Source organism: Rhodococcus sp. NPDC056743 (assembly GCF_042790355.1).
Classification (GTDB): Bacteria; Actinomycetota; Actinomycetes; order Mycobacteriales; family Mycobacteriaceae; genus Rhodococcus_F.
Window position 1 is genome coordinate 724013 of the sequence record NZ_JBHTZI010000001.1, and the last position, 25213, is coordinate 749225.

Below are 25213 nucleotides of genomic sequence, written 5' to 3' on the forward strand. Positions count from 1 at the left end.
CTTCTGGCATCGCCTCCGAAATCGGATCTGACACGAATGTCAGAGAATTGAGCGGTACTGATTGCGAGCGAATATTCCGGCTTTCATGCAGGTAGACGGACCTATGGGTGAACATGTGGGACTTTCTGGCGGCAGTCCCTGAAATGCGGTCATGCGCTGTGTAGACCAATTCCGCGAAAAGTGCGGTTACTTTACAGTCATTGGGATAGTGTCACGGCATCGAAAGCAGATGGACGCTTGTCCTGGACACCTGTACTGGACGCCTGTCTGCCCCGTCGTCGAGAGGGATGTGGATGTCCGTGAGTGGTGTTCGTCGTGTTGTCGGTGGTTTGAGTGTTTTTGCTGTTGCTGCGGGTTTCGCGGTTGCGGGTGCCGGGGTCGCAGGTGCGGCTCCGGTGAAGGCTGAGTTCAATTCCGATGGGTACAAGGTGACTCGAACGATCAGCAACGGCACGCCGTCGGAGGGTGATGTGATTACTTCGACGACGGTGTTCACGCGAACTGCCGGAGTTCACAATCTGTATGCGGTTCGCGATATTCATCCGGCGTGTATGACGTATGTCGATGGTTCGGCGAAGGTGAACGATAGTCCGTTTCGGGTCAACGAGGTGGCTGCTGATTCTGTTCGGTTGAGTGCGGGTCTAACGGAATGGCCGATGTGGGGCGGTGACGTCAAGAAGTTCGAGTTCCAGTATCGCGTCGGTGCGGATTGCGCTCGTGGCGTCGACTTGTCGACGACGGTGCATTTCGACGGCACGGTGTTCGTCGACGACACGACCAATGGTCGTGGTCCGTCGATCAATGTTCAGAAGAACGTCTCGACAACGAGTGTGTCTCCGGTCAGCGGCGCACAGGTAGGTAAAGCGGTGACGTTGGAAGCGAAGGTCACCGGTGGTGCCGACGGTGATTCGGTGCAGTTCTTCGATGCCGGTGCAGCGATCGGTTCGGGCACGCTCGCCAATGGTGTTGCAACACTGTCCTGGACACCGAGCACCCGCGGAGATCACGCGATTACCGCGAAGTTCGCGGACACGGCGAAGGCCAACAATTCGACGTCTTTGGTGCAAACCGTAAGTGTTTCGCAGGCGGATTCTTCCTCGACCACGACGCTGGCACCGATCTCGGGCGCTCAGGTGGGTAAGTCGACCACTCTCAAGGCGACGGTGTCTGCTCCGGGGACCGGTGGAACGGTCACGTTCAAGATCGGTGGAACTGTACTGGCTTCGGTACCGGTGGCCGGAAACGGTGAAGCTACCTACGCCTGGGTTCCGACTGCTGCGGGTGCGCAGACGATCGAAGCTACGTTCGCCGGCCGCTCGGGTGTCGCCGGATCGAGCACCACGGCAAATGCGACAGTCGCCGAACAGCCTGCCGGAACCACCAGCTCGACAACAGGTCTCAGTGTCGGAGCGGCTCAGGTCGGCGTAGCGCAGACCATTTCGGCTCAGATCAGCCCCGCAAATGCCGGTGGCACAGTCACCTTCAAGGACGGTGAGACGGTCATCGGCACGGCGACGGTCGATTCTTCCGGAAAAGCCAGCATTTCGTGGAAGCCGGCAACTCAGGGGCAGCGAATCGTCTCAGCCGAGTACTCGGGTGCCGGAACGGTGACGGCATCGGCCGATCAGGTCTCCGTTCAGATCGCGGCACCCGTCGACGGTGGAGAGCCTGGCACCGGCGGAACCGGATCGCTCGGCAGCCTCGGAAACATCTTCGGCTCCTGACAACCAACACCTGGTGATGCCCCGCCCGCTTGACGCGGTGGGGCATCACCCATTTCGATGACTTCTCGAGAAGGAAAATCTATGTCTGTGGGTTCTGTTCGTCGTGTTGTCGGTGGTTTGAGTGTTTTTGCTGTTGCTGCGGGTTTCGCGGTTGCGGGTGCCGGGGTCGCAGGTGCGGCTCCGGTGAAGGCTGAGTTCGATTCCGATGGGTACAAGGTGACTCGGACGATCAGCAACGGCACGCCGTCGGAGGGTGATGTGATTACTTCGACGACGGTGTTCAAGCGAACTGCCGGAGTTCACCATCTGTATGCGGTTCGCGATATTCATCCGGCGTGTATGACGTATGTCGATGGTTCGGCGAAGGTGAACGATAGTCCGTTTCGGGTCAACGAGGTGGCTGCTGATTCTGTTCGGTTGAGTGCGGGCGCTACGGAGTGGCCGATGTGGGGCGGTGACGTCAAGACGTTCGAGTTCCAGTATCGCGTCGGTGCGGATTGCGCTCGTGGCGTTGATTTGTCGACGACGGTGCATTTCGACGGCACGGTGTTCGTCGACGACACGACCAATGGTCGTGGTCCGTCGATCAATGTTCAGAAGAACGTCTCGACAACTACGGTGTCTCCGGTCAGTGGTGCTCAGGTGGGGCAAGCGGTGTCGCTGGAGGCGAAGGTCACCGGTGGTGCCGACGGTGATTCGGTGCAGTTCTTCGATGCCGGTGCAGCGATCGGTTCGGGCACGCTCGCCAATGGTGTTGCAACACTGTCCTGGACACCGGCCGGTGTACGCACCCACAGCCTGACGGCCGAATATCTCGGTAATGCCAAGGTGGCAACCTCGACGTCGGCGGCGGTCGACGTAGTCGTGTCCGAAGCGAACAAGAACACCGCCACCACGATCACCGGTCCTGCGAGTGCAGTGGCGGGTGAATCCGTGACCGTCGAGGCGACGGTCACGCCCGTTCCGGCGGGCGGTACGGTGCAGTTCAAAGACGGTACAACCGACCTCGGCGGCGCAGTTGTCGTGGATGTAAACGGCAAGGCGTCACTGACGAGTTCCTATGCGGCCGGCGCACATTCGATCACGGCGGTGTACTCCGGTTCCGGTGTCTACCTGACATCGACGTCGGCGCCGCATACGCTGAGCGTGGCTCCGGTCGTGGTCGAGCAGAGCACCACGACCTCGCTCACTGGACCGTCGACCGCATCGACGGGGGAGGCTGTGTCGTTCACCGCCGCGGTCTCCACCGGTGCTGCGGGCGGCACGGTGCAGTTCAAGGAAGGCTCCAGGGATCTGGGTGCCCCGATTCCCGTGGACGCCTCGGGTACAGCCACGACGACGCCGACGTTCAACGTAGCGGGTGAGTACAACATCACTGCGGTGTTCTCGGGTTCGGGCAACTACCGGGGTTCGACGTCGAACGTCCAGACTGTGAATGTCAAAGCGCCGGCTCCCGCCGATCAGCAGACCCAGACTGCCTTGATCGTCCCGTCGGAAGCAAAAACCGGTACGGCAGTGGGATTTTCGGTGACAGTCTCGCCGACACCGACGGGCGGTACGGTGCAGTTCAAGGACGGCTCGGGCAATCTCGGTTCGCCGGTGCCGGTTGTCGGCGGCAAGGCGTCGATCATGCACGAGTTCGCTGTCGTCGGCATTCACAAGGTCACGGCCGTGTACTCGGGTGCAACCGGATTCCTCACCTCTACCTCGGTCGCGCATGAAGTTTCGGTTACCGCTCCGGTCGCGGAGGATCAGGCAACGTCCATCACGGTGAGCGCTCCGGCGTCCGCAGTCAAGGGCGCGAAGGTCGATCTTGTTGTGGCAGTTGCCCCCACGCTCAGCGCCGGAACGGTCCAGTTCTTGGACGGGACGACTCCGATCGGTGGCCCGGTCGCGGTAGTGAACGGCAAGGCCACTCTCTCACACACCTTCACTGAGGTCGGCGATCGTCGAATCACCGCGGTGTTCAGTGGAACTGACGGCTACCTCGGTTCCGAGACGCAGAATGCAGCCACCGTCAAGGTCTCGGCAGAGTCTGACGGAGGCGAACCCGGAACCGGCGGCAGTTCGACCGGTTCACTGGGCAGCCTGGGCAACATCTTCGGGTCCTAGTCCGAACCAGCAGTGACGACAGCGCCCCGTCGCGGAGGTACTCTCCGCGGCGGGGCGCTGTGTGTTTGCGGGGTCAGGGGTTCGGCGCTACGACGTGCCAGGGCACTGTCAAGATGCAGTCACGAAGGCGTCGACGCGCAGGTTGAACGGGAACGCCTTGTGCCCGAAGAATTTCCAGCGAGGCGGCCCAACGATGCCGGGGGCCGAACGACGCGTGGGGCGCCGCAGTGGCCCACGCGCGATCGGCGGCGGTGAGCAGTGCGTGTATCGGCTCTCCCGGAACATTGCGGTGAATGAGGGCCTTGGGCAAGCGTTCTGCGATGTCCGACGGTTTCTCGATGTCGAAGGGATCCCATGCCAAGGTCAGGGTCAGTGGCCTGTGCGCATCGAGCAGCACCCAGGCGCACCGCCGTCCCAGTTCGTCGCACGTTCCGTCGAGTATCAAACCGCCTGGCGCCAAACCGGATTGGATGTGCGACCAAGCCGATTCCACCGCCTCTTCGGGATACTGGCGCAACACGTTGAAGGCGCGAACGAAAACCGGTGAAAGCCCGGCTAATTCGAACCCACCGCGCGCGAAACTGACGCCGTTGCGGCTTTCCACCACGCGAGCCGGGTCGATTTCGAGTCCGATGACCCTGCGGTCGCGTCGTACCGCGGTGAGGCGGTCGGCCATCTCGAATGTCGTGTCGGGGCGAGCGCCGTAGCCGAGGTCGACTATCAGTGGGTCGGTAGCGTTGTGCAGTGCACGTTGAACGGCCCGGTTGTGCACGAGCCAGCGGTCACTGCGTCGCAGACGGTTGATGCCGGTTGTGCCGCGTGTGATGACACCCTCGATCCTCGGGGGTGGAGCAGTCTTCACCGGGGGTCAGCGAGCGGCGAGCCAGGTCGCGGTGACCTGAGCTTCGGTGCGGAAAAGGTCGACAAGATTGGTGAGCATCAGCTCTTCCAATTTTCCGCCGACAAAGGGGATGTGCACTTTGGCTTCCGACGACGTCCGCAAGGTGCATCCCGTTTCAGTGCCGAACAGTTCCATGGTTCCGGTGAGGCTGCCCGGTCCGGCCGGGATGGAGGCCTCGTAGGTTCCCGTAACCGTGTCACCGAACGGGCTGTAGGACTCGGTACGCGTGATGATCAGGTCGTTGCGCATGACCGTCTGCGCGATATCGGGCAGATCGGTGCGAGGCAGGACGTGGTGCAGGACAAGTTCGATCCCGGAATCGCTGACCTCGAAATGTTCTACCCGATTTTCGGAATGCTTGCGCATCTCCTCGACGCGAGCGTCCCAGTATCCGCGATCGGTCAGTGCTTCGTAGACCTGTTCGGGAGAGTGCTGGTAGCGGGCGGAGTAGTCGATGCGTCGAGCCATGATCGCAAACGATACCGGCTACCTGCTGTTACAGAAAAAACCTACCCCGCCCGCAATGCCCTATTTTGCGATCCACTCCCGTGTGAAGTTCTGCTCCGCCTCGATCAGACGGGTGACTTCGTCGACGATCGCGCTTTCGATCTTGCCGCCGAAAATCGGGATCTTGACCTCGACCTCACCGGTAGCGCTGAGGGTGCAACCAGTGTCGTCTCCGCTCAGCACCTGAGTGCCCTCGATGCGCGCTGGGACGCCGTCGACGTGCGCCGAGAAGGTTCCCGTCGCGGTTCCGTCGTTCAGGGGCGCGATGGTCTCGCTGCGCTTGATGACGATGTCACCTTTGATGAAGTTCGAGACCATGGAGGGAAGGTGCTCGGCCGGAATGACCTGAGACATGGTGACTGCGACGGTTTCGTCCCGGACAGTCAGTTCGTCGATGGTGGCGCCAGGGCCACCTACTGCGGCGATACGGTCACGCCAATACTGCTCCGACGTCACCGCCTCATGGACCTTGGTGACAGGGACGGTGTACTTCGATGAATGCTCGATGCGACGGCTCACGATTGTGGAGGCTACCGTTTACCGATGTGTGGGATGTAACCATTGGCCAACGCGTCGTAGATTCCGGCGCTTTCGTGTCCGAGAACATTGACCTGTCCGGATTGACGACGCTCCGGGTAGGAGGACCTGCGCGACTGCTCGCAGAATGCCCGACGACGCAGTCTCTGGTCGACGTCGTTCGGCTTCTCGATCGGGAGAACGTGCCGACGCTGATCTTGGCGGGCGGGTCGAATCTCGTCATTTCGGACGAGGGTTTCGACGGAGTTGTGGTTCGTGTGGCGAACACCACGGTGACCCTCGACACGGATCGTGTTGTCGCCGAGGCAGGAGCCGTGTGGGACGAGGTGGTCGGTCAATCCGTTGCCGCGGAATTGGGCGGACTCGAAGCCCTGTCGGGAATCCCCGGTTCGACGGGTGCGACCCCGGTTCAGAACGTCGGCGCCTACGGCATCGAGGTGGGCTCGCGACTTCGGCGGGTTCAGTTGCTCGATCGCCGTACCGGAGAGGTGTCGTGGGTCGACCCGTCGACTCTGCAACTCGGCTACCGGTCGAGCGTCCTCAAGCATTCGGACGCAGCGCTGGTTCTGGCTGTCGAACTCGACGCGACAACCGATGGCCTGAGCGCACCCCTGGCCTATCGGGAACTGGTTACGGCACTCGATGCTCAGGAAGGTGATCGATTGCCGTCGTCGCAGGTCCGCGAAGCTGTTCTGGGTCTGCGCGCCGGTAAGGCGATGGTGCTCGATCCTTATGATCACGACACGTGGAGTGCTGGTTCCTTCTTCACCAATCCGGTTGTGCCCGAGGATCGGATGCCCGCAGTTCTTTCCGCGATCACCGCGCAGCTCGGGGATGTGACGGTCCCGCAGTACCCGGGAGTTGGTGGAACCAAGCTGTCGGCGGGATGGCTGATCGAACGAGCAGGCTTCTCCAAGGGGTACCCGGGTGAGGACGCACCGGCTCGGTTGTCGACGCGCCACACCCTTGCCCTGACAAACCGCGGTGACGCGAAGTGCTCGGACATCGTGACTCTCGCCCGCACCGTGCGGGACGGCGTGGAAGCCGCATTCGGTGTGCGTCTCGAGCCGGAACCGGTCACCGTGGGTTGCCGGATATGAGCTGACAGCAGTGAGCGCGGGTAGCCTGTTGAGGTGCATCAGCTGGGTATTCGGAGAAAACGTTCGCGTCTTGCTGCTTTGGTAGCTGTTCTGCTTGCGACGATGCTCGCTCTTGCCGGATGCACCATCGGTGGCGCCGAGACGGCCGGCGAGGCAACAGCGGCTGAAAAAGCACCTGTTGCGCAGGTTGTCGCAACGCCCGTTGTCGGTGCCAGGGACGTCAGCCCGATTGCGCCGGTGTCCGTCACCGTCACGGGCGGCACTCTCGACGGGGTCGCGCTGAACAACTCGGCGGGCACACCCGTCGCAGGTCAGCTGTCTGCAGACCGGACGTCGTTCGTCGTCAGCGAGCCTCTCGGGTACGCAGCCACGTATTCGTGGTCCGGTTCCGCCACCGGCACAGACGGGAAAACCATTCCCGTCGACGGCAGTTTCACGACGCTGACTCCCGAATCACAAACCGGCGGCACCCTCAACATCGCCGACGACCAAGAAGTCGGAATAGCAGCACCGATCACTCTTCAGTTCGACAGCTCCGTCGTCGACAAAGCGGCAGTGGAGAAGGCGCTTGTCGTCACGAGTGTTCCGCCGACCGCCGGTTCGTGGGCGTGGCTGCCGGACGATAACGGGGGCTCGCGAGCGCATTGGCGTCCCGCCGAGTACTGGGTGCCGGGAACCGTGGTTCACCTGGACGCGAAGCTGTACGGACTGAACTACGGCGGCGGCGCGTACGGCGATCAGGATCTGACGCTCGATTTCACGATCGGGCGTAGCCAGATCGTGAAGGCAAACGCGCCCAGCCACCGCATGCAGGTCGTCCGTGACGGCCAAACCATCATGGACATCCCCGTGAGCTACGGCGAAGGCAACGAGCCCCGCAACGTCACGCGCAGCGGTATCCACATGGTGACCGAGAAGTACGAAGACTTTCTCATGTCCAATCCGCCGTTCTACGAGAACGTTCGCGAACGATGGGCTGTCCGCATTTCCAACAACGGTGAATTCATCCATGCAAACCCGGAAACAACGGGAGTTCAGGGTTCGTCCAACGTCACCAACGGATGCATCAACCTTTCGATGTCCGATGCGCAGGAGTATTTCGGAACCGCGCTGTACGGAGATCCCGTCGAGGTGACCGGGACGTCGATCGACCTCTCCGCCGCCGACGGCGACATCTACGACTGGGCGATCGATCTCCCGACCTGGAAGTCCATGTCCGCGCTCGCTTGAGCAACAAGAAACTTTCCCGCGACGGAACCGCTGGCGTCACCGATGCGTCTACCCAGGTAGACACGAATGAATTCGGGGGACGGTCGTGGGCGGTTCGGAAATTGTGACGGGTGTATTCGGCCAGTTGGCGGCGATCCCGGGTCGAGTCGTCGATGTCGCATTGGCCCCGACCAGTGTGCTCCAGCATTTCACCGATGATCGCGGCGAGTTCGACGACACCATTGCCGCAGCATCGAGGCTCGCTGACGTGGAACGCGAAACGAACTGGGCGATCCGTGATGCGCTGACTCCGCGGGCGACAGCGTTGGAGTACAGCGAACACGCCATCATGGAAGACGATCCTTTCGACGCCATGTCTCATGCTCGGATTTTCGCGCATGTCGACGAGATGAAGCCAGACGTCCTTGCCGCGATCAGCACCGCGTGGACAGAGATTTCGGGGCGGGTCGCGACGGGGATCTCGGCATTCAACGACGCCGTGGGATCGGCAATCGGCGACGGCTGGCAAGGCAAGGGCGGGTCTGCGGCTTTGGAGGCGGTTATCGCGTATTCCGCAGACGGCCAAGAACTTCAGACCCGCGTGCAACTGATTGCCAACAAAGTCGAAGAAGCAAAGATCGCGCTGGGACAGGCAAAACAGTCGATACCGCGGCCCAGCGACGCGTCGGTTGTGGAACAGGTCATCAGCATGATTCCGGGGGAGTCGTGGCGTCAGGCGCAACATGAAGCCGAGGAAGCGGAGCGACTGGCGCGGAACGTCATGAAGGAGATGTACCTGCCGTACATGAAGCGTGCCGACGATCAGGTTCCCGTCCTGCCGCCCGCATTCAATCCCATCAATTCCGGCAGCGGAACCTCCGGCGGCAGTAGTCCCTTCCAGGCCGGTGCCGATCAGGCGTCGCGCGAGCAAACGGCATCTGCCATGGGCAACTACCAAACATCTGGCGGGCCGGAGCAGCGCGCAGCCGCTTCGGCCGGTGGTACCGGGGCTGAACCGCCGGTCGACGGCACGAGCAACAGCGAGTCGGCCGGTGGATCAGGGGCGACGCCCGGCGCCGGGGTCGGCGATGGCGGACCGGTATCGGGGTCGGAAAACGGCCAGGGTGAAGGTGATTTCAGGCCGGCCACTACCTCGGCGGCTTCCGCTGTGCCGCCGCCCGCCCCCGGAGCGTCTGTCCCCGGAGCCGGAAATGGCACCGGATTCGGTGGAGGCAACGGTCTCACCGGTGGACCTGGAGCGGGTGGATTTGGAACTGGTGGATCTGGCAGCGGTGGATCTGCAGGTGCGGCAGGTGGTGGTCTCACGGGTGGTGGACTGGCCGGCAGTGCTTTGGGTGGCGGCGGCCTGGGCAGTGCCGGCGGCAGCGGTGCCCGTGGCGCGGGCGCCGGCAGTCTCGGGGCAGCCGGTAGCCGCGGCATGATGGCCGGCGGAATGGGAGGCATGGCGGGCGGCCGCGGACAAGGCGACGACGACAAAATGCACGAGACGCCGGGCTACCTCATCACTCTCGACAACGGAAACGAACTGATCGGGGACCTGCCGCTGGTCACGCCGCCGGTGCTGGGGCAGTGAACGCACCACAGTGGCGTTTCACCGGATTGGAATTCCAGATTCTGTGGGAAGCCACCGGTCGTGACAGACTGCCGTACCCGTTGAAATTCTGTCCGGTGGCCGAAACCATGCCCGAACTGACTGCGCAACGGAAAAGCGCTGGACAACGGCTCCAGCAGATTCTCGACGAGAGTGTGACCGCCGCTACGGCGATGCTGGCGGAGCCCACGGTACGCATCGAAGTGTCAGGATTTCACGGCCCCCAGATGAACACAGTGATACGACTGCACGGTGTGATCGCAGGCGAATGGGGTGTGCTGCTAGCGCAGTTACCCGGTGAGGCAGCTGATTCCGGCTCCGACGTTGTTCTTTCGGTGCAGCGGGCGTCGGTGCTGGTGCCGGCGATAGTCGCGCACCTACCGCAATGCCCCGAGGGGAAGGTTCTGGTTGCGTCGACTCGGAACGCGAAACATGTTCCGGGAGAGTCAATTTTGAGTCGAGCTGATGATCGGCGACCAGCCGAGGAGTTGGGGAGGTTCTTTCGTCGGCCGCGCACGTCGATCGGTGAGATCACCATCTCGTCGGGTAGTGCCGTAGACAGCAGACCGCACCGGGGCGATGCGGTCTTTCAGTGGAACGACTTCGCCGACGACGGTCGGTACATCGTGAGAGGTGGCGAAACGCTCAGCGCTGTTGCGGCTTCCGGCCTCGACGTGGAAACGGCGATCATGGCTGCCGTTTCCACGAGGAGGATAGTCACGAAGAGGTAGCTAGGTGGTTGTGCGGTGGAAGCGTCCCGCCCCCGCCTGATCACGCGGGCGTACGACGATCTGATCGAGGTTCACGTGTGACGGCCGCGTCGCGACAAACCCGATGATCTCGGCGATGTCCTGAGCCACAAGCGGAGTGATGCCTTCGTACACCTTGTCGGCCTTCTCCTGATCACCCTCGAAACGGACCAGGGAGAATTCGGTTTCGACGGCGCCGGGAGCGATCTCTGTCAATCGAACTGGCTTGCCCAACAATTCGCCGCGCAAAGTCCGATGCAGAACGGCCTGAGCATGTTTGGCCGTGGTGTACCCGGAACCGTTGTCGTATGCCTCGAGTGCAGCGATCGAGGTGATGGTGACCACCAGACCGTCGCCGGAATCGATGAGCTTGGGCAGCAACGCTTTTGTGACGCGCAAAGTGCCGAGCACGTTGGTTTCCCACATCCAGCGCCAGTCGTCGAGATCGGCCTCCATGACCGTCGCGAGGCCTTTGGCGCCGCCGGCATTGTTGATCAGGACGTCGACCCGCGGCAGGACAGCGGCAAAGGCGTCGACGGAATCCTCGTCGGTGACGTCGAGTTCGAGGGCAGTGCCGCCGATCTCCTCGGCGATCTTCTCGAGGCGATCGAGGCGCCGGGCCCCGATCACAACATGAAATCCCTGATCGGCAAGTGTACGGGCAGTGGCCTCGCCGATTCCGGAGCTGGCTCCGGTGACAACAGCGACGCGGGCATCGGAAGAAATGGTCATGACGTAATCGTAGGGCTAGTCGGCCGCGTACTCTGCCTCCCGCTCGATGGATTCGATGTGACGAGCCGGGACCTGGACGGCTCCCGGGGTGTACGTGACGGCTCGGAGCGCGCCGCTGTAGCGGAAGCTGCCATGCCGACCGTGCAGATCCCAGGACACCGGTCCGCGCGCATCGACGCCGACCGAGATGCCGGTCCACGGCGCCATGCCCACAAGTTGGACCTGATCGCGGAGTTGGCCGGCCGGGACGCCGTCGACGCTGACGTCGAGATTCCAGCGCAGCCGCGGCGCGACTGTCACCGCCACGTCGATGCGGGTGCTGCCCACCGCGAGTGGCCCGGTGTCGATGCTTCGGTAGTCCCCGAATGCGTTGTATCCGAGATGGAGATGGCCGTCCGCGACGTACAGGATGTACCCGCCTTGCGGGTCTCCGTGTGAGACGAGGACGCCGGAGTCGCCGGTCTGGTAGCCGCTCAGTTCTACAGTGATGTCGAAATCGCGGAAGGCGATGAGCCTCGAGGATCGGTATCGCTCCAGCGTTGGGGTGCCGGCCAGGATTCGCACGGGGCGCGACAGCACTTGCTCTTCCGGCCGACGCACTGCCCCGACGCCGTAGCCCAACAGTGGGAAGACGGTGTTTGCCCACGCCGAGTTGTCCCAGGCGCCGGCGAGTTCGCGGACCTTGTCCGGGTACTGCGCGGCAAGATTGTTCAGTTCGGTGGGGTCGGCGGTGACGTCGAACAGTTGCCAGTCGGGTTCGTCGATGTTTTCGGGGGCCAGCGCCAGCAGTTTCCAGCCGTCTTTGTAATACCCGCGGTTGCCGGTCATCTCGGTGTACTGCTCGGTGTGGGAACTCGGTGCGACCGGTGAGTGCAGAAGGTGGGCAGCCGAGACGCCGTCGAATTCCTTGGCGGGCAGGCCGTGACGCACAGTGGGAACGTCGATGCCCGCAAGATCGAGGAGAGTTGGGGTCAGATCGGTGACGTAGGCAAACTGGTCTCGAATGCCGTTGTCGCTTGCGCCTGGCTTGACACCTGCCGGCCACGACAGGACAAACGGTACTCGGACGCCACCGGCGAACGACTGGCCCTTGTAGAAACGGAACGGGGTGTTGGACGTCTGTCCCCAGCCGCGAGGGTAGTGAACACCCAACTGCGGACCACCGATCAGCGACTCGTCGTGCGGGACGTCGCCCACCCACTCGGGATCCTGCACGTGCGCGAATTGCGCGAAGTAGCTGCGCGTGCCGTCCGACCCGCCCTCCGCGGTGCCACCGTTGTCGGAGGTGAAGACGATGATGGTGTTGTCCAGCTCGCCGAGTTCTTCGAGTGTCTCGACAATGCGGCCCACGCTTTGGTCAACCGAATCCACCATGCCCGCATACACTTCCATGTATCGGGCAAACCGTGACTGCTGCTGCGGCGTCAGTGAATCCCATTCGGGAACGTCGAAGCCCGGCTCGGAATTACGCGGTGCCTGCCGCGTTCCTTCGGGGAACAGTCCCGCCGCGAGCTGAGCGGCAAAGCGAGACTCCCGGATCCGGTCCCACCCTTCGTCGTAGCGGCCCCGGTACTTGGCCTGATCTTCGGGTTTGGCCTGCAACGGTCCGTGCATGGCAACGTGCGCGAAGTAGAGGAAAAACGGCTTCTCCGCGTCGTGCGCACGGAGATCTTTGATGTAGCTGACAGCTTTGTCGGTGAGATCGTCTGTCAGATAATAGTTCTCGGGGTACTCGTCGACGTCGACGACGGAGTTGTCTGAGATCAGCTGGTTGGGATGGTAGAAGGAGTTGAGCCCTTCGAGCGATCCGTAGTAGCGGTCGAATCCGCGCTGCGTCGGCCAGGAGTCTCGGGTTCGGCCCGGTGCGAGGTTTGCGTCACGGACAAGGTGCCATTTTCCGACGGCGTATGTGGCGTAACCGGATTCGCGAAGGATTTCGGGAAGAGTCAGGATGTCGTCGCCGAGCTCGAGCCGCAATCCCGGGTAGCCGGGATCGGCGTTTGCCACGAACCCGTATCCCGCACGGTGCGGATTGACACCGGTGAGGAGCGCTGCCCGCGAGGGTGAGCACAGGGGTGTCGTGTGGTAGTTGGTGAATCGAACTCCCTGGGCGGCAAGCCGGTCCAGGGTGGGTGTTTCGATTTCCGATCCGAACGGGCCGATATCGCTGTATCCCATGTCGTCGATCAGGACGACGACGATGTTGGGTGATTCCGAGGCGGGCGACGGCGTCGACGGCCAGGACGGGACTGAACCGGCTGCGGTTCGGCCGATCCGACCACCGAACCCCTCGTAGCCGCGTGCGTGTGGTGGAGGAGTGGTGTTTGCGCCGGTCATGACAGCACTCAAGCAGGTGTTTGTGCGGTCGGCCAGAGTTGTATTCACTGTGATCGTTACCGCACCGATTGGTGAAATCGGGCAGAGCTGCTATTTTTGGATCTATGTCGACCGACCAGCCTGCCGCTTTGCGTGTCACCTATGTGACCGCTGCGCTGGGGTCGCGTCTGCCTCTGGCACGCGAACTGTGTTGTTGCCGCCGTTCTTTCTGCAGCTAATTTTCTGCGCCGCTCTCCAGTCTTTCTTCCAGGACCAGCATTGATGCCGGTTCGAGGGCTGAAGTGTGCGCTTTCTCCTCTTTCTGCAAGGGACTGCTATGTCGACACCCACACTTTCCGCCCCACTGCTTCGATCACGAACCGTTCTTTCCGGACCGCGGCCCCAAGTTGTTGTGCCTGAACTGCGCATCGCCGACGGGCCGGCGGCGACGGTCCTCCGCATTGCTCGGCTGCGAGGTCCGATTTCGCGTGACACTGCGGCCAAGGCGTCCGGGCTGAGCATTGCAACCGTGAATCGGCAGGTCACCAGCCTGCTCGACCTCGGAGTAGTCCGTGAGCGAGCTGATCTGATTGCCTCAGGTGCCATCGGTCGCCCGAAGGTTCCGTTCGAGGTGAACCACGAGCCGTATCTGACGGTCGGCATCCACATCGGTGCCGCCGTCACCAGCATCATCGCCAGCGATATTCGTGGCCGAGTACTCGGCGCCGTCGAAATCCCGACGCCCGCCACCAATTCTTCTGTTGCACTTGCCACTATCGCGCGATCGGCAAAATCGTTCATGTCCCGGTGGCACAAACGTCGACCGCTTGCTGTCGGCGTTGCGATCGGTGGCCGAGTCGACTCGGCGACCGGCGTGGTCGATCACCCCCGGCTGGGATGGAAGGGTGCAAAGGTCGGAGCCGTCATCGGAGCCGGGTTGGGCTTGCCGGTTTCTGTTGCCGCGCACGTCGAGGCCATGGCGGCATCCGAATTGCTTCTGAGCGCCGATCGCACGGAGACTCCGGCTACCGGTACCACTGCGCTGTACTTCTACGCACGCGAAACATCCGGCATCGCGATCACTTTCGAGGGCCGCGTGCATACCCCGTCCAGCGGACCCGGTTCGATCGCGCACCTTCCGACCGGGTCGTCGGCGCAGTGCGTCTGCGGGTCCGTGGGCTGCTTGGAAGCAACCATCAGTGATCGGGCGATAGTGACGCAAGCGCTGTCGAGTGGTGCGGTGGTTCAGGGCAGCGAACGCATCACCATCGCCGACGTGTATGCCGCTGCCACCGCCGGTTCGGCTGCGGCACATGAACTTCTGGTCGAACGCGCTCGGGTGCTCGGCCGTACGGTGGCGCTGTTGCGTGATCTGTTCAACCCGGATCGGGTGATCCTCGGTGGTCAGGCCTTCACCGATTACCCGGCCGGTGCGCCGTACGTCGCCGAGGCATTTTCGACGACGTCGTCCTTGGAACGTAAGGACATTCGGATCACCGGCTTCGGGAATCGGGTGCAGGAATACGCGTCGACAGTGGTGTCGCTGAGCGCGTTGTTCGCCGATCCGGCAGCAGCGATGCGCCGGGCGGCAGTTATCTGACTTCGTCTGCGCCGATTACAGTTCCGGTCGGTCGAGTACTCGCAACCAGGCTCCGTCGGGCTGGCGGCGCGCAACCTGAGTGCGCCCGCCGGTACCGTCGGCCGGGGCAGTGGACGTCATCGCGAGATCGCCGCTGACAACGGTCGGCAGTGCCTTCTCGACGGTGAATGTGGGTGCGGCGGCGAGCATCTGTGCGATCACGTCGCGGATGGCCGAACGTCCGACGGTAAGAGATCCGGGCGGAAATGCCATCACGGCGTCCTCTTCGTAGAGTCCGGCGACTGCGTCGGCGTCGCCGGCATTGGCGAACTCGACAAAGAGGCGGGCGATATCTTCCGGGGTCCGGGCTGTTCGAGTTGTATCAGTTGTCATGTTTCCATCGTGGCGCGAAGCTGACGATAAGTCCAAGATCTAGTTTGTCTCATAGCTAGAATCAACAGTTATGGAACTTCGGCAGCTCGAATACTTCGTCGCAGTGGTGGACGAAGCGAACTTCACCCGCGCGGCCGAGCGTCTCCATGTCGCTCAACCAGGCGTGAGTGCCCAGATCAAACGCCTCGAACGCGAGTTGGGTCAGGAACTGCTCGATCGCAGCGGGCGAACCGTGCGTCCGACCGAAGCGGGGCGCGCCGTGCTGCCTCACGCCCGCGCTGCCCTGGCCTCCGTACACAGCGCCCGCGACGTCGTGGACGCGCTCAACGGATTGGTTCGCGGATCGGTTTCCGTCGGAATGGTGACGGCGTGCGCCTCGGTCGATCTGACGGATCTCCTGGCTCGGCTGCACGCACGGCATCCAGGGCTGGATATCTCTCTCACCGAAGATGATTCACACAACCTTCTGGCCGGCGTCGCGGACGGAACGTTCGACATAGCCGTCGTGGGGATCGCGGGCGATCTGCCGGAGGGACTCGAATCCCGCGTCATCACCGACGAGCGATTGGTGGCGGGAGTCGCCCTGAGTCATCCACTTGCCGACAGGGATGCCCTGCCGTTCACCGAACTCGGGGAGCGGTCCGTGATCTGCCTTCCGTCGGGAACCGGTATCAGGACGTGCCTCGACGCGGCCTGCGCGACCGTCGGCGTCACCCCGGTGGTTTCGCTCGAGGCCAGTAATCTCGGAATAATCGTCTCCCTTGCAGCACAGGGGTTGGGGATGGCGGTTCTCCCGGAATCCGCAGTGGGACGGCTGCATCGGATCGACCTCGAACCCGAATCCCGGTCCAGGCTGGAAATGGTGTGGCGCGCCCGCGGCGGTAAGAACCCGGCGGCGTCGGCGCTCATAGATCTGGCGCGATCTGCTCCCGCCTCGTGACTTCAGCCTGGGCGCGGTCCAACCCACCGTGCTCGAGGGCGGCGAGATGTGAAGTGTCGGTCCAGTACACGGCGCCTCGCCGACGCACAGTCACGGTCAACGTGGCACCAAGATGTTCCAGGGCTCCGGGAACATTGCGGCGTTCCGAGGGAAGGGGGACCGGGAGAACATGAGCATCCGACAAAGGTGCGGTGCCCTCGATCTCGATGCTCCAGAGATGATTTCGGCCGCGCAGTGTCCAGCGGTCGTCGGCAACCACCGCGGTCACCGGCGAGGTGACCGGGTTCCCCAACCGGAATACCGTCCCGTCGGGCAGAGCAACAACAACAGCGGTGACCTCGGTGCGTAGCGGTCCGGCGCTGATCTGCCCGCCCGCGAAGGCGACGCAGGCATCCGGATCGGTGAATCCCTGCGCCTGGCCCCACCACCAGGATTCGGGGAAACCGCCCTTGCCCCAGTTCTTCTCGCCGTACACCTGAGCGCCGGTGAGATCCCAGACGTCACCGTCGATGATCGCGGTGCCCTCGGCCCGGCCACCGAGAAGCCAGGGATGCCAATACTGATTGAGGGCTGGAACAGACTGGAAATAGCTGGATCCGCCGAACCGTCGACGCGGCCAGAATCGCTGGTTCGTAATACGGACGTCCAGTCGTGCGGCTTCGAGATCGGCGTGCACCTGATGCGTCGTGCCGCGAAAAGCGTCGTCCGCGTACGCGCCTAGCCGGTCGGGGTCGGCATATCCGCTGGGATGCTCTGTGTCGCTGAGGAAACCGCCGGGATGCGCGGCAACCGCAAGCGTCGACCAATGGCCGTCGGCGGCCCGATTGATCCCGGCCAGTGCGATGACCACGCGGCCGCTTTCCGGCAGCGTGAACCGCCAGAAGTAACCCTCCATCGCAACATCGTGCGAGGCAAGCAGATTGCCGTACGGAGTGGTGGCGCCGGATGACCGGTACCCGGGAAGTTTCACGGCCCCAACACCGCCTGTGATGCCGTGACCTGAGCGACCAACCGGCCTTCGTCGTCACGAAGTTCGGTGACTATCGCGATGGTGCTGCGGCCGGCATGCAACGGCCGGGCCGTTGCAGTGACGGTGCCCTTGCGGACACCGCGAGTGAAGACCGTCGACGAACTCGTGGTCGAGGTGCCTGCACCAGCGGGCAGGTTGAGGAATGCACAGACGGCGCCGACGCTGTCAGCCAGCGTCATCAAGGCGCCGCCGTGCATTCCGTTACCCGCAGTGGTGCGGTGGTTGTCCCAATCGAGATGCCCCACAACCTCTTCGGCTGCCGCGCTATCTAACTGCACTCCGGTATGAACGGCAAAAGGCATACTCGCGACAAGTTGTTCGAGGTCCATGCCTACCGATGCTAACCAGAAGTCGAAGGCGATGTGGAGCTTCGGCTACAGCGGAAGCGCAGTTTCCGACAGACCGTCCGGGGCGCCTCGCCGGCGGAACCACTCGGTACCGAATGCCGCGGTGAGCTGCTCGGTGGGCATCTCGAGGAACGGCCCGAAATCCCCGACCTGGGTGGCGTGCGCGTACATGGCTGCACGCTTCGAGTTGATCACCGAGCTGACGTCGACGGCGGTGGTGAGTTGTTCGGCGGGAAGTCCGAACGACTCGATATCCGGCGGCTGGGCCTCCTCGGTCCACTCCGGGTTGGCCAGCATCAGCATCTTCATGTGATCGCGGTTGGTGGAGGCCTCGTAGACCAGCGGGGTACCCGCAAGCTCGGCCGCCCGAATGCCGACATGGTGGACCTGAATGTGATCCGGGTGGCCGTAGCCGCCGTTGGAGTCGTAGATCGTCAGGATGTCGGCGTTCTCCTCACGAAGAACCTCTGCCAGACGCTCGGCCGCTTCGTCGACGTCGGCGTTGCAGAAGGCGTCGGGATTCTCGTTCTCGGGGGTGCCGACCATTCCGGAATCCGGATAGTGCAACGACACGACCCGGCTGGCGCCGAGTGCGTCGGTGGATGCCTCGAGTTCACGACTGCGGCGCTGTGCCAACGTTTCGTGCTCGTCCAGCAGGCCGTCGGGATACTCACCCAGCGCACCGTCGGTGGCAGTGACGACAACAACGCGATGACCCGCGTCGGCAGCCATTCTCATGACGCCACCCGTGATGAATACTTCGTCGTCGGGATGGGCGTGGAAACACACCAGGACACTCATTCGCGCAATGGTATGGCAAGTTACCGACAGGTCAACGCCGGCGGCGGATTTGTGGTGGCTGCACTTATTCTGTGAACCTTGTGTGGTGCACGAGAATCAGTCATGACCAGTTCCGGCGATAAAGGCCTGATGGGGGCGTATCGCGAAATATTCGCCGCCCCTGGCGCGGTTGCCTTCTCCGCAGCCGGTTTCATCGCGAGGTTGCCGATCGCGATGATCGGCATCGGAATCGTGACGATGATCTCGCAACTTCGTGGTGACTACGGGCTGGCCGGCGCGCTCGCCGCAGTGTTTGCGCTGTCCTGCGCCGTCATTGCGCCGTTGGTGTCCCGCACAGTGGATAGATTCGGGCAGCGCGCGGTTCTGCCCCTGGCCGCCGCGGTCAGCGCTGTCTCCATCGGCGCGCTGTTGCTGTCCGTGAGATTCGAAGCGCCGGACTGGGTGCTGTTCGCTCTGGTGGTCCCGGCCGGCGCGACTCCGACGATCGGTGCGATGGTCCGCGCCAGGTGGGTTGCGATCTACGTCGGTAAACCCGAGTTGCGCACAGCTTTTGCGTTCGAATCCGTCGTCGACGAACTCTGTTTCGTGGTGGGGCCGGTGCTCTCGGTCGGTCTGAGTATCGGGCTGTTTCCCGAAGCAGGTCCGCTGGCGGGAGTGATTCTTCTCGTGGTCGGCACGCTCCTCCTGGTGGCGCAGCGATCGACGGAACCCAAGATTCATCCACGCCGGCCGGGCCGCGGGCGCTCCGTTCTCGCGAATCCGGCGATGTGGATCGTCATCGTCGTGATGGTGATGCTCGGGACCATCTTCGGCGTCATCGACGTGGGTGCCATCGCGTTCACCCAGGAACAGAATTCGCCCGGGTCGGCGACCGTCGTCCTCGCCCTGTTTGCCGGTGGATCGGGAGTTGTGGGACTGGTATTCGGCTCCCGCCACCCGGTCCGCTCTCTCCGGGGACAGTTGATGATCGCGTCCCTTGCCGTGACCGTGCTGAGCATTCCGCTCCTGCTGGTCGGCAACGTCGCGGGACTGGCAGCTGCCTACGTCCTGGCGGGCGCGACAATCGCGCCGACGCTCATCATCGCCACAGCTCTTGTCGAGCAGATCGTTCCGCCCGAGAAACTCACCGAAGGTATGACGCTGACGGTGACCGGCCTTGGCGTCGGCGTGGCGCTCGGATCCGCGCTGGCAGGGCAGCTGATCGACCGCTACGGAGTTTCGTCGGCGTACACGCTTGCCGTCGGTGCGGCGGTCACAGCCTCTATCGTGACGGCATGTCTATTCGTGAAGCCGTCAGCGTCGACGGCACGTCCATCGTCTACCGAGTAACGGGAAACCCGGAAGCAACTCCGTTGGTCCTGCTGCACGGCTGGGCACAGTCCTCACAGTGCTGGGGTGAGCAGGTTCTGAGTGAACTGGCGGCCTCGCACCGGTTGATCGCCGTCGACCTACGCGGCCACGGGTACTCCGACGCTCCCGAAGCCGGCTACGACAACAGCGCGAACTGGGCCGGCGACGTTGCCGCTGTCCTGGCCGCCGAGGGCATCACCGAGAACGCTGTGCTGCTCGGGTGGTCGTACGGCGGACTGGTGATCTGCGATTACCTGGCAGCACATGGAACGGGCGCGGTGGCAGGCATTGTCCTGGTCGGAGCGATCACGAGCATCGGACGCGGCGAGAAGGGCGGCAAGGTGGGTGCCGCGATGCGCAGCGCTGTTCCCGGTGCGATGTCCGAAGATCCGCGTGAGGCAATTCGGGCACTCGGCGCGTTCGGCAACGCGCTCACGGGCCCGCCGGACGGTAAGGGAGCACAATCGCAGGCTCTGTTCGGCGCGAGCCTCGCGACCCGCCCTCGCGTGCGGGCGGCACTGTTCAACCGTGCGGTCGGTCACGACGAATTGCTCCGTTCCCTCGACATCCCGGCGCTGGTGCTGCACGGCACCGAGGACTCCGTTGTCGACGTGAGTGCAGGTAAACACGCCGAGGAACTCATTCCGAAGTCGCAGGCGTCGTACTGGGACGGCTGCAATCACGGGCCGTTCGTGGAGGATCCGACGCGATTCGTGTCCGAAGTGAGAACGTTCGTCTCCAGCCTCGGTTAGAGTTCGCGCCCGGTGAGGGGGCACTATGGAGCCGTGACACCCACGCACATTTCGCGCCCTCGCCGGGTGGCCGTACTGTCGGTCCACACCTCGCCCTTGGCGCAACCAGGCACCGGTGATGCAGGTGGGATGAACGTCTACGTCCTGCAATCCGCGATTCAGTTGGCAAAACGTGGTGTCGAGGTGGAGATTTTCACTCGCGCGACGTCATCGGCAGACGCGCCCGTCGTCGAAGCCGCACCGGGGGTTCGGGTGCGCAACGTCGCTGCCGGACCGTTCGAGGGCCTCGACAAGGCAGATCTGCCGACGCAACTCTGCGCGTTCGTCGCCGGAGTTCTGCGGGAGGAAGCACGTCGCGAACCGGGCTACTACAGCCTGATTCACTCGCACTACTGGCTGTCCGGGCAGGTCGGCTGGTTGGCGCGCGACCGTTGGGGTGTTCCGCTCGTCCACACCGCGCACACGCTTGCCGCCGTCAAGAACCTGTCGATGGCCGAGGGGGACACTCCCGAACCCGCCGCTCGGCAGATCGGTGAGCAACAGGTTGTGGCCGAGGCCGATCGGCTTGTTGCCAACACCACCGACGAAGCCAAGGCTCTTCACGAGTTGTACGGGGCCGACCCGACGCGTATCGACGTCGTCGCTCCGGGTGCGGATCTGACGCTCTATCGACCCGGCGATCGTGATCGGGCGAGGGCGTCGCTCGGCCTGAATCCCGGCGAAGTCATCGTGACGTTCGTCGGTCGCATTCAACCGCTCAAGGCGCCCGATGTCCTGCTGCGTGCCGCTGCGGAAGTCATCAGCCGCCATCCCGGACTGCCGTTGCGCATCCTGGTCGTCGGTGGTCCCTCCGGCACCGGCCTGGCTCAGCCGGACGTCTTGATCGAACTGGCGCGCAGTCTCGGCATCACGGCGCAGGTGACCTTTATGCCGCCGCAAGCGCCGACGCGACTGGCCGATGTGTACCGGGCGTCGGATCTTGTTGCGGTACCGAGCTATTCGGAATCCTTCGGCCTGGTGGCCATCGAGGCTCAAGCCTGTGGGACTCCCGTGATCGCCGCTGACGTCGGCGGTTTGGGTGTTGCCGTCCGCAACGGTGAGACGGGTCTGCTGGTGCAGGGGCACAAGACGGCGGATTGGGCAGGCGCTCTCGAAACGCTGGTCACCGAACCCACCCGTCTCGCCGCCCTCGCCGACCACGCTCCGCGTCACGCGGAGAACTTTTCGTGGGAACACACCGCGGACGGACTTCTCGAGAGCTACCGCAAAGCCGCCGTCAACTACAACAACGGAACCGGTCCCAGTGACTTCTCACCCCGCCGCGCGCGGGGACTGTGGCGTCTGCGGCGGACCGGAGGAGTGCGTACATGAGCAGTGTCAGCGACACAATCGAGCAGGCCCTCACCGAGCGCGAACTGGAATTCACGAAGCGCGACGGCACCCATTTCATCGTCGAACTTCCCGGCGAGCACAAACTGAAGACGTCGACTTTGCTGACCGTCGGAAACCACGGTGTGCGGGTCGAAGCTTTTGTGTGCCGCAAGGTCGACGAGAACTTCGAGGGTGTCTACAAGTTCCTGCTCAAGCGGAACCGTCGCCTGTACGGGGTGGCGTACACGCTCGACAAGGTCGGGGACATCTACCTCGTCGGCAAGATCTCCGAGCACGCGGTGACCGGTGACGAACTCGATCGAGTGCTCGGCCAGGTTCTCGAGGCTGCGGACGGCGATTTCAACGTCATCCTCGAACTCGGGTTCTCCTCGTCCATCAAGCGTGAGTGGGCGTGGCGCGTCTCGCGGGGGGAGTCGCTGGCGAATCTTCAACCGTTCAAGCACCTCATCGAGGAGGAAGAGCCCGCGCAGAGCTGACTGCGCAGGGTGAGACACATCGCGGATGTGTCACGTAAAGTGACCTTTACTTGTGACTGTCGTCACGGAATAATACTGTTCCTGTGAGTCACAGTAAGTTGGTCACCACCCTGCCGCGCAACTTTTCGAGGAGCACCGTTGAGCTTCAAGAGTCCGTTCCCCGACGTTGAAATCCCCAACCTCAGCGTCTACGACTTCCTGTTCGGAAACATCGACCCCGCAGACCTCGACAGGACGGCATTCGTCGAAGGTAGTTCGGGCGCAGTCACCACGTACGCATCGCTGATCGCGCAGATCAACGGCATCGCGGGAGCCCTCGCCGCGCGCGGACTCGCAGTGGGGGACGTCGTCGCCCTGCATTCACCGAATGTTCCGGCGTTCGGTTCCGTCTTCCACGGCATCCTGCGCGGCGGTGGCGTCGCGACCACGATCAACGCGCTCTACACCGCCGAGGACATCGCCAAACAGCTCACCGACTCGAAGGCCAAGTTCCTCTTCACGGTTTCGCCGCTGCTTCCGCAAGCGAAGGCCGCGGCCGATGAGGTCGGCATCCCGGCTGAGAACGTATTCGTCCTCGACGGCGCCGAAGGCCACCTCTCCCTGCGCGATCTGCTCGGCGAAGGCGCACAGGCACCGGACGTGTCCTTCGATCCCGCCACCCAACTTGCCGTGCTGCCGTACTCGTCCGGCACCACCGGGCGCCCCAAGGGCGTCATGCTCACCCACCGCAATCTGGTCGCCAACGTGTGCCAGATCATGCCGCGGATGGGCATCGGCGCCGACGACAAGATCCTCGCTGTCCTGCCGTTCTTCCACATCTACGGCATGACGGTGCTGCTCAACGCCGCGCTCTACGCACGCGCGAGCCTGATCACGATGCCGAAGTTCGATCTCGTGGAGTTCCTGCGGATTGTCGCGGAGCAGAAGTCGACGTACATCTTTGTCGCTCCGCCTGTCGCCGTCGCGCTGGCCAAGCATCCGCTGATCGACCAGTACGACCTGTCGAGCGTGCACACCATCTTCTCCGGCGCCGCTCCGCTCGACGCAGCACTCGGCAAGGCCGTCGCCGAGCGTCTGAACTGCCGGGTCCGTCAGGGCTACGGAATGTCCGAGATGAGCCCCGTCAGCCACGCGATTCCGTTCGACCGCGACGACATCGCGCTCGACTCGTGCGGCCCGACCATCGCGAACATGGAATGCAAGCTCGTCGATCCGGGCACCGGCGAGGAGGTCGCGTACCCGGCCACCGGTTCCGGTGCGGTCAGCGCGCCCGGTGAGCTGTGGTGCAAGGGCCCCAACATCATGGCCGGGTACCTCGGAAACGAACAGGCCACCAGAGACACCCTCGACGCCGACGGTTACCTGCGTACCGGCGACATTGCGACCGTCGACGCCGAAGGTGTCGTCACCATCGTCGACCGTCTCAAGGAACTGATCAAGTACAAGGGCTACCAGGTACCGCCGGCAGAACTCGAAGCGCTGCTGCTCACTCACCCCCAGATCGCCGACGCCGCCGTCATCGGAGTCCTCGACGACGAGGGTGAGGAGGTGCCGAAGGCGTTTGTCGTCCTGCAGGACGGTGCCACGTTGTCCGAGGCCGATGTCATCGCGTTTGTCGCCGAGCGCGTCTCACCGCACAAGAAGGTTCGCAAGGTCGCCTTCATCAGCACCGTCCCCAAGTCGGCGGCCGGAAAGATTCTCCGCAAGGATCTGCGCACCGCAGAAGCAGCGCAAAGCTGATTTCGACACAGGGTTGATTTCGACACAGGGTTGATCAAGACGGGTTCCGATACTCATGCCAGGATGAACGGCATGAGTATCGGAACACTGGTCCTGCTTCGCCACGGCGAGAGCGAATGGAATGCACTCAATCTGTTCACCGGCTGGGTGGACGTACACCTGACCGACAAGGGCATGGCCGAAGGCAAGCGCGCCGGCGAACTGCTCGCCGAGCACGGCCTGCTGCCCGACGTCCTCTACACCTCGCTGCTTCGCCGCGCGATCAGCACCGCCAATCTCGCGCTCGATGCGGCCGATCGCCACTGGATCCCCGTCGTTCGCGACTGGCGCCTCAACGAGCGCCACTACGGCGCCCTGCAGGGCAAGAACAAGGCTCAGACCAAAGAGGAGTACGGCAACGAGCAGTTCATGCTGTGGCGTCGTAGCTACGACACCCCGCCGCCGGCCATCGAAGCCGGTAGCGAATACAGCCAGGACACCGATCCTCGCTACGCAAACCTCGACGAGGTTCCGTTGACCGAGTGCCTGCTCGACGTCGTCAAGCGGTTGATCCCGTACTGGGAAGACACGATCTCCCAGGACCTGCTGGCAGGTAAGAACGTTCTGGTCACCGCTCACGGCAATTCGCTGCGCGCATTGGTCAAGCATCTCGACGGTATTTCCGACGAGGACATCGCGGGTCTCAACATCCCGACGGGCATCCCCCTGCGGTACGACCTCGACGAGAACCTGCAGCCGCTCAACCCGGGCGGTACCTACCTCGATCCCGAGGCGGCCGCAGCAGGCGCCGCCGCGGTGGCGAATCAGGGCGCGAAGTAGCGCTCACATGGTTACCTCCGGAGCCCCTCGAACTGCGTGTTCGAGGGGCTCCGGCAAACAACAGGTGAACAGGGCGCCAACGCCGCCCGCCGGGT

The 25213-nt window shown here is 63.3% G+C and carries 23 protein-coding genes; 14 read left to right on the forward strand and 9 right to left on the reverse strand.

Annotated elements, in window-relative coordinates; all coding sequences use genetic code 11:
* The first annotated feature begins 293 nt into the window (after window positions 1-293).
* On the forward strand, window positions 294-1724 hold the full coding sequence (locus tag ACFRFQ_RS03215; protein WP_378652982.1) for an Ig-like domain-containing protein: 1431 nt from the start codon (window positions 294-296) through the stop codon (window positions 1722-1724).
* 81 nt (window positions 1725-1805) lie between these two features.
* The gene (locus ACFRFQ_RS03220; RefSeq protein WP_378652984.1) at window positions 1806-3836 is read left to right on the forward strand and encodes an Ig-like domain-containing protein; all 2031 of its coding nucleotides are present in this window, start codon (window positions 1806-1808) and stop codon (window positions 3834-3836) included.
* A 73-nt stretch (window positions 3837-3909) separates the two neighbouring features.
* Here the strand turns inward: ACFRFQ_RS03220 and ACFRFQ_RS03225 are convergent, their stop codons facing one another.
* The 3 genes from ACFRFQ_RS03225 to ACFRFQ_RS03235 are packed head-to-tail and all read right to left on the reverse strand — an operon-like array spanning window position 3910 to window position 5763.
* The gene (locus ACFRFQ_RS03225) at window positions 3910-4698 is read right to left on the reverse strand and encodes a class I SAM-dependent methyltransferase (RefSeq protein ID WP_378652988.1); all 789 of its coding nucleotides are present in this window, start codon (window positions 4696-4698) and stop codon (window positions 3910-3912) included.
* Window positions 4699-4704: 6 nt separating this feature from the next.
* On the reverse strand, window positions 4705-5205 hold the full coding sequence (locus tag ACFRFQ_RS03230; protein WP_045063896.1) for a DUF2505 domain-containing protein: 501 nt from the start codon (window positions 5203-5205) through the stop codon (window positions 4705-4707).
* A gap of 60 nt (window positions 5206-5265) precedes the next feature.
* The gene (locus ACFRFQ_RS03235; RefSeq protein ID WP_378652991.1) at window positions 5266-5763 is read right to left on the reverse strand and encodes a DUF2505 domain-containing protein; all 498 of its coding nucleotides are present in this window, start codon (window positions 5761-5763) and stop codon (window positions 5266-5268) included.
* 74 nt (window positions 5764-5837) lie between these two features.
* Here ACFRFQ_RS03235 and ACFRFQ_RS03240 point away from each other — a divergent pair, with 74 nt between their 5' ends.
* The 4 genes from ACFRFQ_RS03240 to ACFRFQ_RS03255 all read left to right on the forward strand — a co-directional run bounded on the left by ACFRFQ_RS03240 (window position 5838) and on the right by ACFRFQ_RS03255 (window position 10433).
* Window positions 5838-6881 carry a UDP-N-acetylmuramate dehydrogenase gene (locus ACFRFQ_RS03240; protein ID WP_378652993.1) on the forward strand — a complete coding sequence of 348 codons (1044 nt, stop codon included), beginning with the start codon at window positions 5838-5840 and terminating at the stop codon, window positions 6879-6881.
* Between the two features lie 33 nt (window positions 6882-6914).
* On the forward strand, window positions 6915-8111 hold the full coding sequence (locus tag ACFRFQ_RS03245) for an Ig-like domain-containing protein (RefSeq protein WP_378652995.1): 1197 nt from the start codon (window positions 6915-6917) through the stop codon (window positions 8109-8111).
* An 85-nt stretch (window positions 8112-8196) separates the two neighbouring features.
* Window positions 8197-9684, forward strand: a complete 1488-nt coding sequence (locus ACFRFQ_RS03250; protein ID WP_378652998.1) for a hypothetical protein — start codon at window positions 8197-8199, stop codon at window positions 9682-9684.
* Window positions 9681-10433, forward strand: coding sequence for an ESX secretion-associated protein EspG (locus ACFRFQ_RS03255; protein ID WP_378653001.1), 753 nt, complete (start codon window positions 9681-9683; stop codon window positions 10431-10433). The genes ACFRFQ_RS03250 and ACFRFQ_RS03255 overlap by 4 nt, the downstream gene beginning before the upstream one ends.
* Here ACFRFQ_RS03255 and ACFRFQ_RS03260 read toward each other — a convergent pair whose 3' ends face one another.
* Both ACFRFQ_RS03260 and ACFRFQ_RS03265 read right to left on the reverse strand, forming a co-directional pair.
* Window positions 10434-11183, reverse strand: coding sequence for an SDR family NAD(P)-dependent oxidoreductase (locus tag ACFRFQ_RS03260; protein ID WP_378653003.1), 750 nt, complete (start codon window positions 11181-11183; stop codon window positions 10434-10436).
* Window positions 11184-11198: 15 nt separating this feature from the next.
* Window positions 11199-13520, reverse strand: coding sequence for an arylsulfatase (locus ACFRFQ_RS03265; protein WP_378653006.1), 2322 nt, complete (start codon window positions 13518-13520; stop codon window positions 11199-11201).
* A 316-nt stretch (window positions 13521-13836) separates the two neighbouring features.
* Here ACFRFQ_RS03265 and ACFRFQ_RS03270 point away from each other — a divergent pair, with 316 nt between their 5' ends.
* Window positions 13837-15099 (forward strand): ROK family protein, encoded by a 1263-nt coding sequence (locus ACFRFQ_RS03270; protein WP_378653009.1) that lies wholly within the window; start codon window positions 13837-13839, stop codon window positions 15097-15099.
* A gap of 15 nt (window positions 15100-15114) precedes the next feature.
* On the opposite strand, the gene ACFRFQ_RS03275 is transcribed toward ACFRFQ_RS03270, so the two are convergent.
* Entirely contained in the window at window positions 15115-15471 is a 357-nt protein-coding gene (locus tag ACFRFQ_RS03275) for a YybH family protein (RefSeq protein WP_378653012.1), read from the reverse strand.
* A 70-nt stretch (window positions 15472-15541) separates the two neighbouring features.
* On the opposite strand from ACFRFQ_RS03275, the gene ACFRFQ_RS03280 reads away from it, so the two are divergent.
* On the forward strand, window positions 15542-16411 hold the full coding sequence (locus ACFRFQ_RS03280; protein ID WP_378653014.1) for a LysR family transcriptional regulator: 870 nt from the start codon (window positions 15542-15544) through the stop codon (window positions 16409-16411).
* Here the strand turns inward: ACFRFQ_RS03280 and ACFRFQ_RS03285 are convergent.
* From ACFRFQ_RS03285 to ACFRFQ_RS03295, 3 genes are read right to left on the reverse strand one after another with little or no spacing between them, the layout of a single operon-like run.
* Entirely contained in the window at window positions 16377-17381 is a 1005-nt protein-coding gene (locus tag ACFRFQ_RS03285; RefSeq protein ID WP_378653017.1) for a tocopherol cyclase family protein, read from the reverse strand. The genes ACFRFQ_RS03280 and ACFRFQ_RS03285 overlap by 35 nt on opposite strands.
* On the reverse strand, window positions 17378-17770 hold the full coding sequence (locus ACFRFQ_RS03290) for a PaaI family thioesterase (RefSeq protein ID WP_138869786.1): 393 nt from the start codon (window positions 17768-17770) through the stop codon (window positions 17378-17380). The genes ACFRFQ_RS03285 and ACFRFQ_RS03290 overlap by 4 nt, the downstream gene beginning before the upstream one ends.
* A gap of 45 nt (window positions 17771-17815) precedes the next feature.
* On the reverse strand, window positions 17816-18589 hold the full coding sequence (locus tag ACFRFQ_RS03295) for a PIG-L family deacetylase (protein WP_378653019.1): 774 nt from the start codon (window positions 18587-18589) through the stop codon (window positions 17816-17818).
* Between the two features lie 102 nt (window positions 18590-18691).
* Here ACFRFQ_RS03295 and ACFRFQ_RS03300 point away from each other — a divergent pair, with 102 nt between their 5' ends.
* The 6 genes from ACFRFQ_RS03300 (at window position 18692) to ACFRFQ_RS03325 (ending at window position 25118) form a co-directional block, all read left to right on the forward strand.
* Entirely contained in the window at window positions 18692-19918 is a 1227-nt protein-coding gene (locus ACFRFQ_RS03300; protein ID WP_378653022.1) for an MFS transporter, read from the forward strand.
* Window positions 19864-20691, forward strand: a complete 828-nt coding sequence (locus ACFRFQ_RS03305; RefSeq protein WP_378653024.1) for an alpha/beta fold hydrolase — start codon at window positions 19864-19866, stop codon at window positions 20689-20691. Before ACFRFQ_RS03300 ends, ACFRFQ_RS03305 begins: the two co-directional genes overlap by 55 nt.
* A gap of 12 nt (window positions 20692-20703) precedes the next feature.
* Window positions 20704-22062 (forward strand): D-inositol-3-phosphate glycosyltransferase, encoded by a 1359-nt coding sequence (gene mshA / locus ACFRFQ_RS03310; protein WP_378653027.1) that lies wholly within the window; start codon window positions 20704-20706, stop codon window positions 22060-22062.
* Window positions 22059-22559 (forward strand): YbjN domain-containing protein, encoded by a 501-nt coding sequence (locus tag ACFRFQ_RS03315; protein WP_378653030.1) that lies wholly within the window; start codon window positions 22059-22061, stop codon window positions 22557-22559. Before mshA ends, ACFRFQ_RS03315 begins: the two co-directional genes overlap by 4 nt.
* A gap of 138 nt (window positions 22560-22697) precedes the next feature.
* Complete coding sequence (locus ACFRFQ_RS03320; RefSeq protein WP_378653032.1) at window positions 22698-24299, forward strand: AMP-binding protein; 1602 nt, start codon at window positions 22698-22700, stop codon at window positions 24297-24299.
* 63 nt (window positions 24300-24362) lie between these two features.
* Window positions 24363-25118: a phosphoglyceromutase gene (locus ACFRFQ_RS03325; RefSeq protein ID WP_185993285.1), complete on the forward strand. Its 756-nt coding sequence runs from the start codon at window positions 24363-24365 to the stop codon at window positions 25116-25118.
* The last annotated feature ends 95 nt before the right edge of the window (window positions 25119-25213 follow it).